This window comes from Verrucosispora sioxanthis (assembly GCF_010560025.1).
GTDB classification, from domain to species: Bacteria; Actinomycetota; Actinomycetes; order Mycobacteriales; family Micromonosporaceae; genus Micromonospora; species Micromonospora palythoicola.
The window spans coordinates 349978-366640 of sequence record NZ_SAIY01000006.1 but is presented as its reverse complement, the minus strand read 5'-3'; the positions used below and the strand labels follow the sequence as shown (position 1 = coordinate 366640).

At 71.7% G+C, this 16663-nt stretch carries 11 protein-coding genes and 4 pseudogenes; 5 read left to right on the top strand and 10 right to left on the bottom strand.

Annotated features, from left to right (window positions below; translation table 11 throughout):
* Positions 1-122: 122 nt before the first annotated feature.
* From ENC19_RS20165 to ENC19_RS20155, 3 genes and pseudogenes are all read right to left on the bottom strand, one after another.
* Positions 123-1097 carry an NAD-dependent epimerase/dehydratase family protein gene (locus ENC19_RS20165; RefSeq protein ID WP_164448655.1) on the bottom strand — a complete coding sequence of 325 codons (975 nt, stop codon included), beginning with the start codon at positions 1095-1097 and terminating at the stop codon, positions 123-125.
* Positions 1098-1142: 45 nt separating this feature from the next.
* Positions 1143-1671: pseudogene (locus ENC19_RS20160) on the bottom strand (flavin reductase family protein); the annotation flags it as partial.
* A 65-nt stretch (positions 1672-1736) separates the two neighbouring features.
* Positions 1737-2640 (bottom strand): annotated as a pseudogene (locus ENC19_RS20155) (ABC transporter permease); the annotation flags it as partial.
* Positions 2641-2874: 234 nt separating this feature from the next.
* Here ENC19_RS20155 and ENC19_RS20150 point away from each other — a divergent pair.
* Positions 2875-3417: a hypothetical protein gene (locus ENC19_RS20150; protein WP_373688924.1), complete on the top strand. Its 543-nt coding sequence runs from the start codon at positions 2875-2877 to the stop codon at positions 3415-3417.
* A gap of 70 nt (positions 3418-3487) precedes the next feature.
* Positions 3488-4922 (top strand): annotated as a pseudogene (locus ENC19_RS20145) (serine/threonine-protein kinase).
* A gap of 24 nt (positions 4923-4946) precedes the next feature.
* On the opposite strand, the gene ENC19_RS20140 reads toward ENC19_RS20145, so the two are convergent.
* Both ENC19_RS20140 and ENC19_RS20135 read right to left on the bottom strand, forming a co-directional pair.
* Entirely contained in the window at positions 4947-5282 is a 336-nt protein-coding gene (locus ENC19_RS20140) for a hypothetical protein (RefSeq protein ID WP_164448654.1), read from the bottom strand.
* Positions 5283-5521: 239 nt separating this feature from the next.
* Positions 5522-5875: a winged helix-turn-helix transcriptional regulator gene (locus ENC19_RS20135; RefSeq protein ID WP_164448653.1), complete on the bottom strand. Its 354-nt coding sequence runs from the start codon at positions 5873-5875 to the stop codon at positions 5522-5524.
* 79 nt (positions 5876-5954) lie between these two features.
* Here ENC19_RS20135 and ENC19_RS20130 point away from each other — a divergent pair, with 79 nt between their 5' ends.
* The 3 genes from ENC19_RS20130 to ENC19_RS20120 all read left to right on the top strand — a co-directional run bounded on the left by ENC19_RS20130 (position 5955) and on the right by ENC19_RS20120 (position 8742).
* Positions 5955-6569, top strand: a complete 615-nt coding sequence (locus ENC19_RS20130; RefSeq protein WP_164448652.1) for a hypothetical protein — start codon at positions 5955-5957, stop codon at positions 6567-6569.
* A 95-nt stretch (positions 6570-6664) separates the two neighbouring features.
* A complete protein-coding gene (locus tag ENC19_RS20125; RefSeq protein WP_164448651.1) occupies positions 6665-7606 on the top strand; it encodes a transporter substrate-binding domain-containing protein in 942 nt (313 codons plus the stop codon).
* Entirely contained in the window at positions 7603-8742 is a 1140-nt protein-coding gene (locus ENC19_RS20120; RefSeq protein WP_164448650.1) for a hypothetical protein, read from the top strand. The genes ENC19_RS20125 and ENC19_RS20120 overlap by 4 nt, the downstream gene beginning before the upstream one ends.
* 97 nt (positions 8743-8839) lie before the next feature.
* Here the strand turns inward: ENC19_RS20120 and ENC19_RS20115 are convergent, their stop codons facing one another.
* The 5 genes and pseudogenes from ENC19_RS20115 to ENC19_RS20095 all read right to left on the bottom strand — a co-directional run bounded on the left by ENC19_RS20115 (position 8840) and on the right by ENC19_RS20095 (position 16648).
* A complete protein-coding gene (locus ENC19_RS20115) occupies positions 8840-10003 on the bottom strand; it encodes an acyl-CoA dehydrogenase family protein (RefSeq protein WP_164448649.1) in 1164 nt (387 codons plus the stop codon).
* Positions 10000-12023: pseudogene (locus tag ENC19_RS20110) on the bottom strand (ATP-binding protein). The gene ENC19_RS20115 and the pseudogene ENC19_RS20110 overlap by 4 nt, the downstream one beginning before the upstream one ends.
* Before the next feature lie 118 nt (positions 12024-12141).
* A complete protein-coding gene (locus tag ENC19_RS20105) occupies positions 12142-13743 on the bottom strand; it encodes an acyl-CoA carboxylase subunit beta (protein WP_164448648.1) in 1602 nt (533 codons plus the stop codon).
* Positions 13740-14948, bottom strand: coding sequence for an acyl-CoA dehydrogenase family protein (locus ENC19_RS20100; RefSeq protein ID WP_164448647.1), 1209 nt, complete (start codon positions 14946-14948; stop codon positions 13740-13742). The genes ENC19_RS20105 and ENC19_RS20100 overlap by 4 nt, the downstream gene beginning before the upstream one ends.
* Positions 14945-16648, bottom strand: coding sequence for an acyclic terpene utilization AtuA family protein (locus ENC19_RS20095; protein WP_164448646.1), 1704 nt, complete (start codon positions 16646-16648; stop codon positions 14945-14947). The genes ENC19_RS20100 and ENC19_RS20095 overlap by 4 nt, the downstream gene beginning before the upstream one ends.
* Between the last annotated feature and the right edge of the window lie 15 nt (positions 16649-16663).

The following is a 16663-nucleotide window of genomic DNA, read 5'->3' as shown; positions in this document are numbered from 1 at the left end:
GGCCGGCAGGGCGGCGGAAATGGTCGCTGACATGTAACTCAATGTACGCAGCACGAGCCAGTCTCGCCCCTACCGCGGTTTCCGGGGACGACGGCGGTGTCGCCCCTGCCCCGTCCGTGCGACTACCCCAGCCGCTTGCGGAAGTGTTCGATGGTGCGCCGCAGTCCCTCCTCCGGCGCGACGGTCGGCTCGTAGCCGAGCGCTTCCCGGGCGAGGGTGAGATCCGGACGACGCATCTCCGGATCGTCGGCGCTACGCGTGACGAATGTCACCTGAGAGCGGCTGTCGCAGAGCGACACGATCGTCTCGGCCAGCTCCCGCATGCTCATCTCGTGCTCGGTGCCGCAGTTCACCGGCCCGCTCTCGGTCGAGTCCAGCAACAGCAGGATGCCCCGGACCAGGTCGGCGACGTAGCAGATGGAACGGGTCTGGTTGCCGGTGCCGTGCACCGTGATCGGCTCGCCCCGCATCGCCTGCGAGATGAAGGTCGGGATGGCCCGCCCGTCGTCGGGCCGCATCCTCGGCCCGTAGGTGTTGAAGATCCGCACGATCGCGGTGTCCACGCCTCGACTGCGGCGGTACGCCATCGTCGCGGCCTCCGAGAAGCGCTTCGCCTCGTCGTAGACGCTGCGAATGCCGATCGGGTTGACGTTGCCCCAGTACGTCTCCCGCTGCGGGTGTTCCTTCGGGTCGCCGTACGCCTCCGAGGTGGAGGCCAGCAGGAACCGGGCGCCGTCGGCTGCGGCCCGCTCCAGCAGGTGCAGGGTGGCCACCGAGCCGACCCGCAGGATCTCCACCGGCAGCTTCTCGAAGTCCGTCGGGCTGGCCGGCGAGGCCATGTGCAGGATCGCGTCGAACCGCTCCGCCACCGCCGGATGGCTGGGCAACCCGTCGGAGATGTCGGCCTCCACCAGCGTGAAGGTCGGCGTGTCGAGCAGGTGTGCGACGTTCTCCTTGGACCCGGTGACGAAGTTGTCGAGGGCGACGACTGTGCAGCCGCGCTCGATCAGGGAATCCACCAGGTGCGACGGGACGAACCCGGCCCCGCCGGTGACCAGGATGCGGTGACCGGGACCGAAGCGCTGCTCAACCTTCATGAGTTGTCAGCCTAAAGGAGCCCGGTGGCCGGTCCGTCGGGACGGTCAGGCCAGTCCCCGGTAGCGGCCCCGGTGGTGCAGCAGCGGCTCCACGTCGTCGGTCAGTTCCACCCGCTCGATGGTCGCCTCCACCAGCAGACCCCAGCCGTACTGCCGGGCACCGTCGAGGCGGCAGCCGGCCCAGCCGCCCGCGTCGTCCGGCACCGGCCCGTACGGCGTGTCCAGCCAGCCACCGATGGCGAACAGGCCGCCCGGCGAGGGGAACAGGCCGGCGAACCGGTCGGCGAGCTGCCGGTGCGACGGACCGGGCCACGGCGAAAACGGCCGGCCTCCTGACCGCCGCCCACAGCTCCGACTCGGCGTCCACCAGCCTGAAGGAGCAGTCGGCCTGGCTCACCCTCGGCGACCAGGGTCGACGACAATGTCAGGCCGGCCGGCCCCGGCGCCGTCCAGAGGGTCACCGGCGCGGCGAGCCGGCCCCGCAGCCGGCGTACGGGGCGAACGATCCTCGGCCGGCGCGGCGAACGGTCGGTGTGGTGGATCCGGGCACCTGCCCATGATTCACGTGAAACATTGTGACCCGTCCGCCCGGTTCGTGGGCCTCGGCTACAGTTTCGCGAGATGCGGCATATTAAAAACTCAGGTGGACACCACACGGCGATCTGGTGCGACGGTCAGCGGCGGGGTGACCAGGGCGAGCAGTTCGGGCTGGCGGCGGTCCAGCACGTCGCCGGCCAGGTACGCGCCGAGCAGCGCCGCGCCGACGCCGTAGGCCACGCCCAGCGGCAGGCCCAGCCAGAGCCACGCGTCGCCGAGCAGTGCCGCGAGCGAGCACCATCGGTGCGGCGAGCGCCCCGGTGGCCACCATGGCCAGCAGGGTCAGCATGCCCTTGACCACCCCGGCTCCGCTGTTCATCGCGAACGGGTTGCTCGTCTCCGGCAGCGAGCAATACCCAGCACCGAGACGAACGAGCTGACCGCCAACCCGGCACCGTAGGTGGCGACCAGTGCACCCGCCAGCGAACTGATCCACGTCGGCTCGCCGAGCACCAGCGATCACCACGGCGACCACCGCCAGCATCGGCAGCACGTAGAGCGAGAACGCGGTGATCCGGCGCGCAGCTCCAGCCGCCCGGCACACCGGCCAATACGTTTGCCGCGGTACGCGCTGCCGTCGAAGCCGAACTGGTTGGCCAGTCACCGCGGCGAGCAGACCGACGAAGAGCATGGGAGAGGCTGACCAGCACCGGCGAGGAGTCCCTGGCGGCGCTGAAGCCCTGCTCGCTGTCGAAGGTGAAGCCCCGCCCACCGAAATTGACCATCACCGGCACGAAGAGACCGACCACCGCGATGGTGATCAGGTTGGCGCGTCGTCGTATGTCCCGCCACCAGTAGCGGGCCTCCTGGCGACCAGGCACCGGAACCGTCCTGGTGCAGCCAGCCGGTGGCTCCGGGGGAAGAGCTGGGCCACCACGCCGCCGGTGACTCCGGCCGTGCCCGGGTGGGTCCGGCGGTCGCCGCCCACCATCGCCGACTCCAGCGAGCTGACCGGCTCGGCCGCGACGTCGACGGGCTCCGCCCGGCGGCCCGGCCGGTGTGCCCACGCGGTGGGCGCGGGGTCGAGGACCGGGTCGGACCTCGATCCGATTCGTCCGGTCGATCGATGGCCGGTGCGGATCTGCCGGTTTCGGGGATGTGACCGGTCGGGGCCGGCGGCTAGCGTGGCGGGTGCACGCCACCGTCGATGTCGTCGGTCGTGCCGTCGAGGGGGGCGAAGATGAGGCTGCCGCGTTCGGTCGCCGGATGGACGATCGCGGTGTTCGGCGTGCTGGCGCTGGTGTTGGGGGCGGTCGGCCTGCTCTGGCCGGAGGCACTGCTGCGGATGCTCGGCTTCGAGATTCCACCGAGCCGCGCACCTGGCGACTACACGGGTGTCTTCGTGACGGCCTCCTCGATGGCCTCGTTCAACATGGGGGTCTACTACCTGCTCGCCACGGCCACCGAGTGGCGTGCCTTCTACCGCTTCACGGTGGTGTTCCGGCTGGTCACGTCCGCGGTTTTCACCCTCGCGGTGCTGGCCGACATCGCGCCGGGACGGTTCTTCGGGGTGGCGGCCTGGGAGGGCCTGGGCGCGTTGGCGACCGCCGGCGGCCTCTGGTGGGACGCACGTCGGTCCACCGGCGCGGGTACGACCGGTGTCCGACGGATCATCGATCCGACGGTCGGGAGCGGATCGACTCCCGACGAAGCGGAGCGCGACGACGACCGGCGCGGTGCCGGAACATCGGCTGTGGGGCCGGCCACCGATGCGGTTCAGTGAGCGGCCGGCAGAGTTCGGTATTTTCGAGGTTGTGACCGACACCCCGCCCGGCGCCCTGCCGACGCCCATCGTGCCTGGTCTGACTGATTTGCAGGTATTCGCCCGAGGTGGCTACGCCACCGTCTACCGGGCGACGCAGATCTCGGTGGGTCGCGAGGTCGCCGTGAAGGTGGAGAACCGGACGCTGGTCAGCGACCGGGACCAGGCCCGCTTTCTGCGCGAGGCGCGAGCGGCCGGTCGGATGTCGTCCCACCCGCACGTGGTCGACCTGTTCGACGTCGGGGTCACCATCGACCAGCACCCATACCTGATCATGGAACTGTGCGACGGTTCGTACGCCGAGCGGATGCGCAACTCGCCGCTGGACGCCGTCGAGGCCCGCGATCTCGGTGTCAAGATCGCGGACGCCATCGCCCACTCGCACGCCGCCGGCGTGCTGCACCGTGACGTCAAGCCGGCGAACATCCTCCACTCGCATTTCAACCCGGCGGTACTCGCCGACTTCGGCCTCGCCGTGGTCGCCGAGATGCGGGACGCCTCGGTGGCGCTGGAGGTGCTCACGCCGGCGTACGCGCCGCCGGAGATGTTCAGCCACAGTCCACCGTCGCCGGCCGTCGACGTGTACGCGCTCTGCGCCACCCTCTACGCGGTCATGCACGGCCGGCCGCCGCGCTGGCAGAGCGAGCGCAACCCGAGCCTGGTCACCGTGCTGGAGATGTTCCACCAGCCGATCCCCGGCCTGCCCGGCGTCCCGAAGGCCCTGATCGACGTGCTGCGGGCCGGCATGGCCAACGATCCCGCGGACCGGCCGTCCGCCGCGGAACTGCGCGACCTGCTCACCAACCTCACATTGGACGGCTCAGGCGCAGCGGACGGCGGGGCGAGTCCCGGGGTGGCACCGATCGGCGGTGCTGCCACCGGTGGCCATGACGCCGGCCGCCCCGCACCGCCGGCCGGGGCGGATCCACCGAGCGCAGCCGGCGCCGACGCTGGTTCCTCGGTGCGGCGGGGGTGGTCGCTCTGCCGCCTCGGCGGGCGTCGGTGCCTGGGCGGCCGGTGGCGGGCCGTCGCCGCAGCCCAGCATCCCGGCCCGTCCGGCGGCAACCGGGATGCTCCGCCCAGGTTGCGCCACCCACCCCGAGGCGCTTCCCGCCGGTGCCCAGTGCGCGACGGAACTGGAGTGCTTCGGGCCGGTGCAGGTGCGTGGCCAGCGGGCCGAGGCCAGCCGGATGCCCTGCGACGCCCGGCACACCTGGGAGAGCTACGCCCAGGGGCGGTTGCCGGCCGCGCTGGCCGACGCCGGGCACGACGAGATCGTCGCCGACCCCCGAGTCCGGCAGGTCTGCAACGAGGAGACGTTCCGCCTGGTCAGTGGGCTGCGCCAGGCGGTTGGTTGGAATCTTGAGGTGCTGCCGCCGGCGGACGCGGACACCGACCTCACCTACCGCTGCCTGGCCGGGCGGGGCCTGAACGGGCTGGCTTCGCCCACGCTCACCAGCGGCTGATCCGTCCCTGACGGCCGGGGAGGGTCAGCGTGCCCGCCGATCGCGTCGATGTCGGTCCCGCATCGCGCGGACCGCCTCCCGGTCGCCCAGGGTCTCCAGTGTGTCGGCATCGATGCCGGACGGCTCGATCCCCGGCCCCACGGACGGCTGCCCGCGCTCGAGTCGAGCGTCGGCGTCACGCTGACGGGCAGCGGTGACGGCCACTCCCGCGACGGTGGCGAGCAGTACACAGAGCAGCGCGCCCGCCACCCCGAGCAGATCCTGCCGACGCCCTACCACCAGCACCGCGAGCAGCCAGAACGCCGCCAAGGCCGCGACCACCGCCACGGTCCGTGCGTCGGATCCTGAGAACCGTCTCACCCGTCCAGAATGTCGGAGATTGCCGATCTGTCAACAGCAGCCAGCTTCACCGCGCGGAACAGCTGACAAACAACAGCTTGCCGGATGGCGGTGAGCTGCGACAGTGCCGGGCGAGTCGGAAATGCGCCCTTCTGGGCGACGACACTCGTCACCGGACGACCGACTGCCCGGTCGCCCGGTGCCGTCACCGGGGACCCCGCCGCGCCAACGGCCACGGGCGTGTGGTCACCGCCGGCCCGTCAGCGGGCACCGAGCCGTCGGGTGCCGGGCAGGTGGGTGATGCCCCAGGTGGCGATGCTGTCCAGCACCGGCGCGAGCTCCCGGCCGCGCTCGGTCAGGTGGTACTCGTACCGCCGGGGACGCTCGCTGTAGAGGTGGCGTGCGACGATTCCGCACTCCTCCAGCCGACGGAGCCGGTCTGCGAGCGTGTTGGTCGGCATCGCTTCGGCTGCGGCCGCCAGGTCGGCGAATCTGAGCTCACCGCGGAACAGCAGGTCACGCACGATGAGCAGGGACCATCGGTCGCCGACGAGATCCAGCGTGCCGGCGATCGCGCAGTCCGAGCGGGGGGCCGCGTTCCGGGTCGATGACATCCGCACCTCCGAGTCACTTGCGACATACAAGTTACCCCCCTAGAGTCACTTGCAAAACACAAGTCACTTGGAGGGGCCCGTGACCGTGCCCGCGCGTACCCGGTCTTCCTGGTTGTCGAGCCCACCCGCGATCGTCGCCGTCGGCTGGTTCTGCGCCGCGCTCGCGGCGAGCGCCCTGGGTGCCTTCCGTACCTCACCGGGCGACCCGCCGGTGGCGCTGGCCCTCGCCGCTGGCCTACCGCCGCTGACGGTGCTCGTCCTCGCCGGGTGCTCGTCACGATTCCGTGCCTGGGCCCGCAGTCTCGAGCTACGGTTCCTCACCCTGTTGCAGACCTGGCGGGTCGCGGGACTGGCGTTCCTGGCGCTCGCCGCCGTCGACGCGCTACCGGCTGGCTTCGCCCTGCCGGCCGGTCTCGGCGACGTGGCCATCGGGCTGACCGCGCCGCTGATGGCGGCCTTCGTGGTCGACCGCGCCAACCGGATCTTCGTCATCTGGACGGCCCTGGGCATCGCCGACCTGCTTCTCGCCGTCACTCTCGGCGTCCTCTACTCGGCCAGTCCGGCCGGTCTGCTGCGCGTCGATCTCGACACCGGACTCATGTCCACGCTGCCGATGAGCCTCGTCCCCGCCTTCGGCGTCCCCATCACCCTGGTCGCCCACCTGCTGTCGCTGATCAGGCTCTCCGGGCGCTGAGCGCCCGCCGGGACCGGCCCGCCGGATGGTGGTACCTCGACACGGACGGCTACTTTCAGTGCCACAGGAGACACCGAACCGTAGCGAGGTTGCCAATGGGTGTAAGCCTCTCCAGCTCCCGGTGGCGCTCGGTGGCCACCACGGCGGCGGTCGCGCTGACCCTGCTGCTCGGTGCGGCGGCGGGCTGCGACAGTCGGAAGGAGCCGGATCTGCCGTCCGTGCAGGAGAAGCTCCGCGAGTCGCACATCTGGGGCCAGCCGGTCCTACGGATCGGGGTGGCCGACGACGAACCGCTGATGGGTGAGATCCGCGACGGAGACCACGTCGGTTTCGACGTCGAGATCGCCCGGTACATCGCCGCCTCCCTCGGCTACGAGGGAGAGCACCGGCTGGAGTTCGTGGCGGTGTCCACGGAGGACCGGATCCCGGCTCTGCAGGGCGGAGTGGTGGACCTGGTGGTCTCCAGCTTCTCGATCACGGAAGAACGCAAGAAGCTCGTCAGCTTCGCCGGGCCGTACTTCGTGACCACGCAGGAGGTGCTGGTGCCGACCCGGCACAAGGACACCATCCGCACCATCGAGGACCTACGGAACCCGACGTACCGGATCTGCACCAGCGGCGGCTCCACCACCGAGGCGGAGTTGGAGAAGAACCAGGTCCGCACGCTTGTGGTGAAGGACGTCTGGGACTGCGTCAAGGGCATCCGGGCCGGCAAGTACGACGCGGTCAGCTCCGACGAGACGATCCTCGCCGGCTTCCTGGCCCGGTACCCGACCGAGTTCGAGATCGTCGACATGCCGTTCGGCACCAGCGAACTACTCGGCGTCGGCGTGCCGATCGGTGACCCGGCGCTGCGCGACCTGGTCGCCTACTTCCTCGACAAGAGCTACCAGCAGGGACGCAGCGGAGAGGCCAGTCCGTGGCTGACCGCGTACAACCGCACGTTGGGGCCGTGGCTGCGGGGCGAGAAACGGCAGCCGCAACCACTTGACGTACCGAGGCTCGTGGACTTCGACGACAAGGCACCGCAACGATGAGTGCGGCACCCGCCACCGCCGCCGACGACCCGGGCACCGACGGTCCACCGCCGCCCGTGCTACGGACAGCCGCGCCGCCGTCGGCGTTGCCGACGGGGTTGCCGATCCCGGCGGGACGGGCCGAACCGGGCCCCGGCGCGCTGCGGACGGAGGCCGCTGGCGGCTGGGATCAGGTGGAGCGGCGGGCCCGCGCCAGCCAGTCGTTCTGGACGGCGGTGGTCGGCGTACCGGCGATCTTCTCGGTGTTGCGGCTCGGCATCGAGGCCGGCGGAGAGTTGCAGACCACCTTGCTGCTGGTGGCCAACGTGGGACCGGTCAACCTGCTCGCCGGCTTCCTCACCACGGCGGCCCGCCTGCTCTCCACCGTGCTGGTCGCGGTGTTCGCGCTCGGCGGGGTGCTCGCCGCCAGCGGTCATCGGCTGACCCGCCGGCCGCTCTTCGCCCGGTGGACGGAGATCACGCCGGGCTGGTTCGTCGCGGCGAGTTTCCTGATGGCGCTGGTGACCTGGCCGCTGCTGTACCTTCCGCTGCTGCTGCCCACCTTCGCGGCGGCTTTCCAGCTCCGGCCGGAACGCCTGCACGAGCGCCCCGCCGTGCGTGCCCTGATCCTCGTCGCGGCGTACGCCGGCTACCTCTGGCTGCTCGTGCCGACGCTGCGCGACGCCTGGCGGCAGGGCGAGCCGCTGCCGATCGTGCTCCTCGTCGCACCACCGCTGCTGGCTCTCTTCGTCGCCGGACCACTGCCCAGCGTGGTCATCCGCCCGCTCGCCCCGGTGACCCAGCTCGCCGTGCTGGTGGTGCTGGTCTGGGCGGCGCTGCCGGTGATCAGTACCCCCGTGCTGCCGCTGACGGTGACCACGGTAGGCGAAGCGGGCGCCGCCTCTGTGGATGCCACCGAGGAGATCCGTGGACACGTGGTCACCACCGACGACGTCAACATGGTGATCCTGCAGGAACGCGGCGGCGTGCGGTACGTGCCGGTCGACCAGGTACGCGGACAGGTGCTCTGCCCCTCGGAGGAGGAACTGCCCCGGTACCGGCTGCGCATCCACGACTTCCACGTCGAGGACTCGCTGCTGGAAGGACTCGGCCGTCGGGTACGCCCGGTCCACCGGGTCGACGCCGCCTGTCGCTGAGTCTGGGGCGACAGCGCGTCCGCCGTCGCGGGTTGCGGCATGTTGCGCCTTCCACCGGAAATGATCGCGCGACCTGCCGCATCTCGTGATGATCGAGTCAGTAGGACTTGTCCTGGCCGAGAACGTGTTGGGCGACGAAGTTGAGGATCATCTCCCGGCTGACCGGGGCGATCCGGCCCGCCCGTACCGCCCCGAGCAGGGTGGCCACGCCGTACTCGGTGGTCATGCCGGCGCCGCCGAGCGCCTGCACGGCGGTGTCCACCGCCAGCGCCGCCGCGTCGCCGGCCGCGTACTTCGCCATGTTGGCGGAGACGGCCGCCTCCAGGTCCCGGCCGGCGTCGTAGAGCGCCGCCGCCTTCTGGATCATCAGCCGCGCCAGCTCCACCTGCACCGCCGCGTGCGCGAGGGGATGTGCCACTCCCTGGTGGGAGCCGATCGTCCGGCCGCCCCACACCTTCCGGGTCGCGGTGTACTCCGAGGCGCGTTCGATGGCGTACCGGCCGGTGCCGGCGCCCATCGCGGCGACCGTGATGCGCTCCGGGTTGAGCCCGGCGAAGAGCGCCGGGAGCCCGGCGTCGAGCGACCCGCCGACCAGCGCGTCGCCGGGCAACCGCACCTCGTCCAGGTAGAGCAGGAACTGGTTCTCCGGCGACACGATCTCCATGTCCAGCTTGGACCGGGTCAGCCCGGCCGCGTCGGTCGGCACGATGAACAACGCCGGCTTCAACTTCCCTGTCGAGGAATCCTCGGTCCGGGCCACCACCAGGACAAACTGGGCCTCGTCGACGCCGGAGATGTAGCACTTGCGGCCGGACAGCACCCAGTCGTCACCGTCGCGGCGGGCCACCGTGGCGAGGCGGTGGAAGTTCGAACCGGCCTCCGGCTCGGTGATCGCAAAGACGATCTTCTGAGAGCCGTCGGCCAGCCCTGGCAGGTGGCGTTTGCGCTGCTCCTCGGTGCCGTGTCGGTTGATGACGGTGGCCGCGATGGCGGGGGAGACCACGAGCAGCAGCAGCGGGCAACCGGCCGCGGCCAGCTCCTCGCAGACGATGGCCAGCTCGGTGATGCCACCGCCCCCGCCGCCGTACTCGGTGGGGATGTTGACGCCGAGATAACCGAGTTCGCCGGCCTCCTGCCACAGCTCGGTGGTGTGCTCGCCGGCCTTCGCCTTCTCCACGAAGTACCGGTGGCCGTACCGCCGGCCCAACGCCCGCACGGCGTCGCGGAGTTGGTCCTGCTCGGAGGTGAGGTCGAAGTTCATGACGGCGACTCCTCGTCGGGGGTGACCACGGCCAGCACGGCGGCGGTGTCGACCTGACCGCCGGCCGGCACCGGCAGCTCGGCGACCAGACCGTCGGTGGGGGCGAGCACGGGATGTTCCAGCTTCATCGCTTCCAGGGTCAGCAGCAGGTCACCGGCGGCCACCCGCTGACCGACCCGGACGTGCACCCGGGCCACCGTGCCGGGCAGCGGCGCGACCAGCGACCCGGCGGCCAGCTCCGCGGTGGGCAGCGGGAAACGCGGCAGCTCGGTGAGGCTCATCGCCCCCTCCGGGCCGTCCACGAAGACCTGCGATCCCACCCGGTGTACGCGGTAGGTCCGCCGCACCCCGTCGACATCGAGCACGACCCGCTCCGGGTACGCCTCGACCAGCGCGACGGCCGGCGTTGCCGGGCCGGTGCCGCCCTCCGGGGTCGCGGTGCCGGCGGAGTCGGCGGAGGACACCGACCACTCGGCGAGGCCGCCCGAGCGGTCCAGCCGGTAGCGGGTCTCGATTGCCTCGCCGTCCGGGCCGGCGAACCGGATGACCTGCGGGAAGGCGGGCACATTGCGCCAGCCCGACGGCAGGCCGGCCAGCACCGGAGCGGTAGCCCGGCGAGCGGCGGCCGACGCCAGCGCGGCGGCCAGTGCGACCAGGGGCACCTCGGCGGCGGGCAGGATCGGCTCGAAGACCTCGGGGTGCCGGTCAGGAAGCCGGTATCGACGTCGACGGCGGCGAACTCCGGGCTACGCAGGACGCGGACCAGCAGATCCCGGTTGGTGGCCACACCGTGCAGTTCGGCGCGGGCCAGCGCGCGGGCCAGGGCCCGGGCCGCCTCCGCGCGGGTGGGCGCCCACGCGATCACCTTGGCGAGCATCGAGTCGTAGTGGATGCTCACCGCCGACCCGTCGACCACGCCGGAGTCCAGGCGCACGCCCGGTGTGGTCAGCGGCCCGAACTCGGCCGCCACGCCGGGTAGGGCGAACCGGTGCAGGGTGCCGGTCGCCGGTCGGTACCCGTGCGCGGGATCCTCGGCGCAGAGTCGTACCTCGATCGCGTGTCCGGTGGCCGGTGGCGTCGCGGCCAGCGGCAGCGCCCCGCCCTCGGCGACCAGCAGTTGCAGCCGCACCAGGTCCAGCCCGGTGGTCAGCTCGGTGACCGGGTGCTCCACCTGGAGGCGGGTGTTCATCTCCAGGAAGTGGATCTCCCCGTCTGGCGCGAGCAGGAACTCGACCGTGCCGGCACCGACATAGTCGACCGCCCGTCCGGCGGCCACCGCCGCCTCGTGCAGCCGCTCCCGCACCTCGCCGGCCAGGACGCCGGGCGCCTCCTCGACGATCTTCTGGTGCCGGCGCTGGATCGAGCAGTCCCGCGCGCCCAGGGCGACCACGGTGCCGAGGCTGTCGCCGAAGATCTGCACCTCGACGTGCCGGCCCCGTTCGACGTACCGCTCGATGAAGACCGTGTCGTCGCCGAACGCCGCGGCCGCCTCGCGGCGCGCGCCGGCCACGGCCTCGGTGAGCCCGGCGGCGTCGCGGACCACCCGCATGCCGCGCCCGCCGCCCCCGGCGGACGCCTTCACCAGCACCGGAAAGTCCGTCACCTGCCCCGGGTCGGTCCAGGTGGGCAGCATCGGTACGCCGGCCTCGGCGAGCAGCGCCTTGGCGGCCAGCTTGTCGCCCATCGCGGCGATCGCCTTCGCGGGCGGGCCGACCCAGGTCAGGCCCGCGTCGGCGACCGCCGTGGCGAACTCGGCGTTCTCGGCGAGGAAGCCGTAGCCGGGATGGACGGCGTCCGCACCGCACCGGCGGGCCGCATCCAGGACGAGATCGATGCGCAGGTACGTCTCGGCGGGCGCGTTACCGGGCAGCCGGACCGCCTGGTCGGCCTCGGCGACGAACGGCGCGTCGGCGTCCGCGTCGGAGTGCACGGCGACCGTCTCGATCCCGAGCGCCCGGCAGGTGGCGAAGACCCGACGGGCGATCTCCCCCCGGTTCGCGACCAGCAGCTTCCGAATCACCTGCTGTATCTCCTTTCGTTCGCGACTGCGGGACTCCGCTTCGCTGCGTTCCTCGCGCTCACGGGTGTCCGCCTTTCGTTCGCGACTGCGGGACTCCGCTTCGCTGCGTTCCTCGCGCTCACATCCGGAAGACGCCGAAGCCGGCGGTGCCCTGCACCGGTCCGCTGTGGATGGACGAGAGACACAGGCCGAGGACGGTACGGGTGTCCCGGGGGTCGATCACCCCGTCGTCGTAGAGCCGACCGGAGAGGAACAGCGCGCCGGACTGGGACTCGATCTGCTGCTCGACCATCATCCGCATCGCCGCGTCGGAGTCCTCGTCGAACTCGCGACCCCGGGCGGCGGCGGCCTGCCGGGCCACGATGGACAGCACCCCGGCCAACTGCGCCGGCCCCATCACCGCCGACCTGGCGTTGGGCCAGGTGAACAGGAACCTCGGCTCGTACGCCCGGCCACACATGCCGTAGTTGCCCGCGCCGTACGAGGCGCCCAGGTTCACCGTCAGGTGCGGCACCGTCGAGTTCGACACCGCATTGATCATCAGGGCGCCGTGCTTGATGATGCCGCGTTGTTCGTACTCGGTGCCGACCATGTAGCCGGTGGTGTTCTGTAGGAAGATCAGCGGGGTGTCGCTGGCGTTGGCGAGCTGGATGAACTGCGTCGCCTTCTGCGCCTCCTCGCTGAACAGCACCCCCCGGGCGTTGGCCAGCACGCCGACCGGGTACCCGTGCAGTTCACCCCAGCCGGTGACCAGCGCGGTGCCGTAGGCCGGCTTGAACTCGTCGAACTCGCTGCCGTCGAGCACCCGGGCGAGCACCTCGCGCGGATCGAACGGCACCTTGAGGTCGGCGCTGGCGATGCCGAGCAGCTCCTCCGGGTCGTACTTCGGTGGTCGCGGCATCGGGTTGCGCGGCGCCGGACCCCGCTTGCGCCAGTTGAGCCGGCGTACGCACTGCCGGGCCAGCCGGATGCCGTCGCGCTCGTCGGCGGCGAGGAAGTCGGCCAGGCCGGATGTCGTGGCGTGCATGGCCGCGCCGCCCAACGACTCGTCGTCGGCGTCCTCACCGGTGGCCATCTTCACCAGCGGCGGCCCGGCCAGGTAGACCTGCGAACGGTCCCGGATCATGATCGTGTAGTCGGACATCCCGGGCACGTACGCGCCACCGGCGGTGGCGTTGCCGAAGACCACGCTGACCGTGGGGATCTTCTCGGCCGAGAGCCGGGTCAGGTCGCGGAACACCCGGCCACCCGGAATGAAGATCTCCGCCTGGGTGGGCAGGTCCGCGCCGGCCGACTCGACCAGGTTCACCATCGGCAGCCGGTTGGCCAGGGCGATCTCGCCGGCCCGCCGGGTCTTCGCCAACGACCACGGGTTCACCGCGCCACCGCGTACCGTCGGATCGTTCGCGACGACCAGACACTCCACGCCCTCGACCACACCGATCCCGGTCACCACGCTGGCACCGATCGGAAAATCGGTGCCGTACGCGGCGACCGGCGACAGTTCGAGGAACGGGCTGTCCTGGTCCAGCAGCAGCTCGATGCGCTCGCGGGGGAGCAGCTTGCCGCGCTTGTGGTGCCGGGCCACGTACTTCTCGCCGCCGCCGGCTCGGGCGGTGTCGAGCGCGGCGTCCAGCTCGGCGAGGCTGTCCAGCAGCGCGTCCCGGTTCGCGTGGAAGGCCGGCGAGGATGGGTCGATCGCGGTGTCGAGTGTGCTCAAAGGCCCATTCCCTTCGCGATGATCTCGTTCATGATCTCGGTGGTGCCGCCGCCGATGCCGAGGATCCGGGCGTCGCGGTAGTGCCGCTCCACCTCGGCGTCGCGCAGATAGCCGAAGCCGCCGTGCAGTTGCAGGGCCTGATCGACGACCCGGTCGGCGGCCGAGACCGCCACGTTCTTCGCCATCGCCACCTCGGTCACCACCGGCTCACCCGCGGCCACCCGGGCGGCCACCTGGTGCACGTACGCCCGCGCCGCCTCGGCCCGGGTGTGCATCTCGGCCAGCCGGTGCCGGACCAGCTGCCGGCTCGCCAACGGCCGGCCGAAGGTCGACCGGTCACGGCACCAGCTGACGGCCAGCTCGACACAGCGCTGCGCGATGGCGTACGCCTGGGTGGCCAGGGAGAGGCGCTCGGCCGCGAACTGCTGCATGATCGCGAGGAAGCCGGTGTCCTCCTCGCCGATCCGGTTCGCCACCGGCACGCGTACGTCGACGAAGGAGAGTTCGGCGGTGTCCGAGCAGTGCCAGCCGAGCTTCTCCAACCGTCTGCCGACGGTGAAGCCGGGCGTTCCCTTGTCGATGACCAGCAGGCTCAGCGTCCCGCTGCCCGGCACGCCGGTGCGGACCGCAGTGGTCACGAAGTCCGCCCGGACTCCGCTGGTGATGTAGGTCTTCGCACCGTTGACCACGTAGTGGTCGCCGTCGAGGCGGGCGTGGGTGCGGATGCCCGCGACGTCCGAGCCGCCGTCTGGCTCGGTGATGGCCAGCGCGCCGATCATCGAACCGGCGAGCGTCGGCCGGACGTACCGGTCGATCAGGTCGTGCTCCCGGCCGGTCGGGTCGACGCTTCCGGGGGCGTCGGGTCGCCTGGGGAGTTTGCCGCCGGACCCGGCACCGGCCGCGGCGACCATGTGCGGCAGCGCGATGCCGTGCGTGAACAGGGCGGCAACCAGCCCCGACGAGCCGCCCGAGCGGATGATCTCCTCGGTGACGATGATCGAGTCGAGCAGGTCACCGCCGCTGCCGCCGACCGCCTCGGGGAAGCCGATGCCGAGCAGGCCGGTCTTCGCGGCGGTCGCGTGCAACTGGCGGGGCACCTCGCCGGCCCGCTCCCAGTCGGCCAGGTGCGGCAGCACCTCCCGGGTCACGAAGGCGCGGGTCAGCTCCCGCAGTTGACGCCGCTCGGGAGTGTCCACGATCGTCACGGCCGCACCCCCCGGTCGACCGGTGCGACGCTGGCCGCCGGTTCGACCGGCAGGTCGACGATCCGCGAGCGGAGCAACTCGCCGAGGGCCTTGGCCTGCGGGTCGAATCGGGTGGAGGCGGCCACCCCGGCACCGAGCAGCCCCCGGATCACGAAGTTGACGGCGCGCAGGTTCGGCAGTTCGTACCGTTCCACTGTCAACGGGGCGGTCTCCGGCAGCAGCTCCGCCAGCCGCGCCACCGTGAGCCAGCCGCGCAGCCAGGCCCAGGTCGAGTCGGTACGCGCCCAGACTCCCAGGTTCGCGTCGCCGCCCTTGTCACCCGACCGCGCACCGACCACCTCACCCAGCGGGCCTCGCCGGGTCGGACCCGTCGCCGCCGGTCCGGTCACCTCGGTCGCCGGCTCGCCGGCGACCGAGGTGACCGGCGGCGGGTCGATCGGCATCCGGGTGCCGTCGGGGAGCACGGCGACGTGGTCGACCGCCTCCTGTGGCACGGTGTCGGCGGTGAACACGCCGTACGGGGTGGCATCACCGGGCAGGGTGGTGAGGGTGCAGCCCGGGTAGGAGGCCAGGGCCAACTCGACCGCCGCCGCCGAGAAGGCCCGTCCGGCCCGCGTCCGGTCACCGTCGCGCAGATGTACGTGCAGCAGCGCGCTGGCCGTTTCGGTGTCGGCGGCATCCGGGTGGTCGGTGCGGGCCAGGGTGAACTCCAACCCGTCCGGACCGACCGTCTCGGTCAACTGCTCCCGGACCAGGTCCGCCTTGGCCGGGATGTCCAGCCCGCAGAGCACGAACGTCATGGAGTTGCGGAAACCACCGAGGTTGTTGACGCCCACCTTCAGCGTGTCCGGTGGCGGGGTGCCCCGGGTACCGCTGACGAGCACCCGGTCCGGACCGTCCTGAACCAGCCGGACCGAGTCGAGCCGGGTGACCACGTCCGGGCCCAGGTACGCCGGCCCGCCCACCTCGTACAACAACTGCGCGGTGACGGTCTCGACGGTGACCGCGCCGCCGGTGCCGGGATGCTTCGTGACCACCGCCGAGCCGTCCGCGCGCAGCTCGGCGACCGGAAAACCCGGGCGGCGTCCGCCGTCGGGCAGCTCGGTGAAGAAGCTGAAGTTGCCGCCGGTGACCTGCGCCCCGCATTCGATCAGGTGCCCGGCGACGGTGGCGCCGGCCAGCGCGTCGAGGTCGCCGCGCCCCCAGCCGAACCGGCTGATGGCCGGGCCGACGACCAGCGAGGCGTCGGTGACCCGGCCGGTCACCACCACGTCCGCCCCGGCGTCGAGGCAGGCCGCGATGCCGAACGCACCGAGGTAGGCGTTCGCGGTCAGCGCGTCCGGCCGGGCCAGGGCGTCACCCTCGACGTGCCCGACCCGGACGGGCAGCCCGAGCCGGTCGGCAAGGGTGCGGATCGCGGCGGCCAGCCCGGCCGGGTTGAGTCCACCGGCGTTCGTGACAAGCGTGACCCGCCGGTCGATCGCGGTGCCGAGACAGCCCTCCAGTTGCCGGAGAAAAGTCTTCGCGTAGCCCAGGTCGGGGTCCCGCATCCGGTCCCGGCCCAGGATGAGCATGGTCAACTCGGCCAGGTAGTCACCGGTCAACACGTCCAGCGCGCCGCCGTCGAGCATCTCCTGCCAGGCGGAGAACCGGTCACCGTAGAAACCGGAGGCGTTGCCGACCCGCAGCACCCCGCTCATCGGCGGCACCTCCGG

Bases quoted from the DNA above. Each gene is read 5' to 3' on its own strand.
- ENC19_RS20135 (WP_164448653.1), bottom strand. From the start codon at position 5,875: ATGTCATCGACCCGGAACGCGGCCCCCCGCTCGGACTGCGCGATCGCC.
- ENC19_RS20165 (WP_164448655.1), bottom strand. From the start codon at position 1,097: ATGAAGGTTGAGCAGCGCTTCGGTCCCGGTCACCGCATCCTGGTCACC.
- ENC19_RS20125 (WP_164448651.1), top strand. From the start codon at position 6,665: ATGGGTGTAAGCCTCTCCAGCTCCCGGTGGCGCTCGGTGGCCACCACG.
- ENC19_RS20115 (WP_164448649.1), bottom strand. From the start codon at position 10,003: ATGAACTTCGACCTCACCTCCGAGCAGGACCAACTCCGCGACGCCGTG.
- ENC19_RS20095 (WP_164448646.1), bottom strand. From the start codon at position 16,648: ATGAGCGGGGTGCTGCGGGTCGGCAACGCCTCCGGTTTCTACGGTGAC.
- ENC19_RS20150 (WP_373688924.1), top strand. From the start codon at position 2,875: ATGAGGCTGCCGCGTTCGGTCGCCGGATGGACGATCGCGGTGTTCGGC.
- ENC19_RS20120 (WP_164448650.1), top strand. From the start codon at position 7,603: ATGAGTGCGGCACCCGCCACCGCCGCCGACGACCCGGGCACCGACGGT.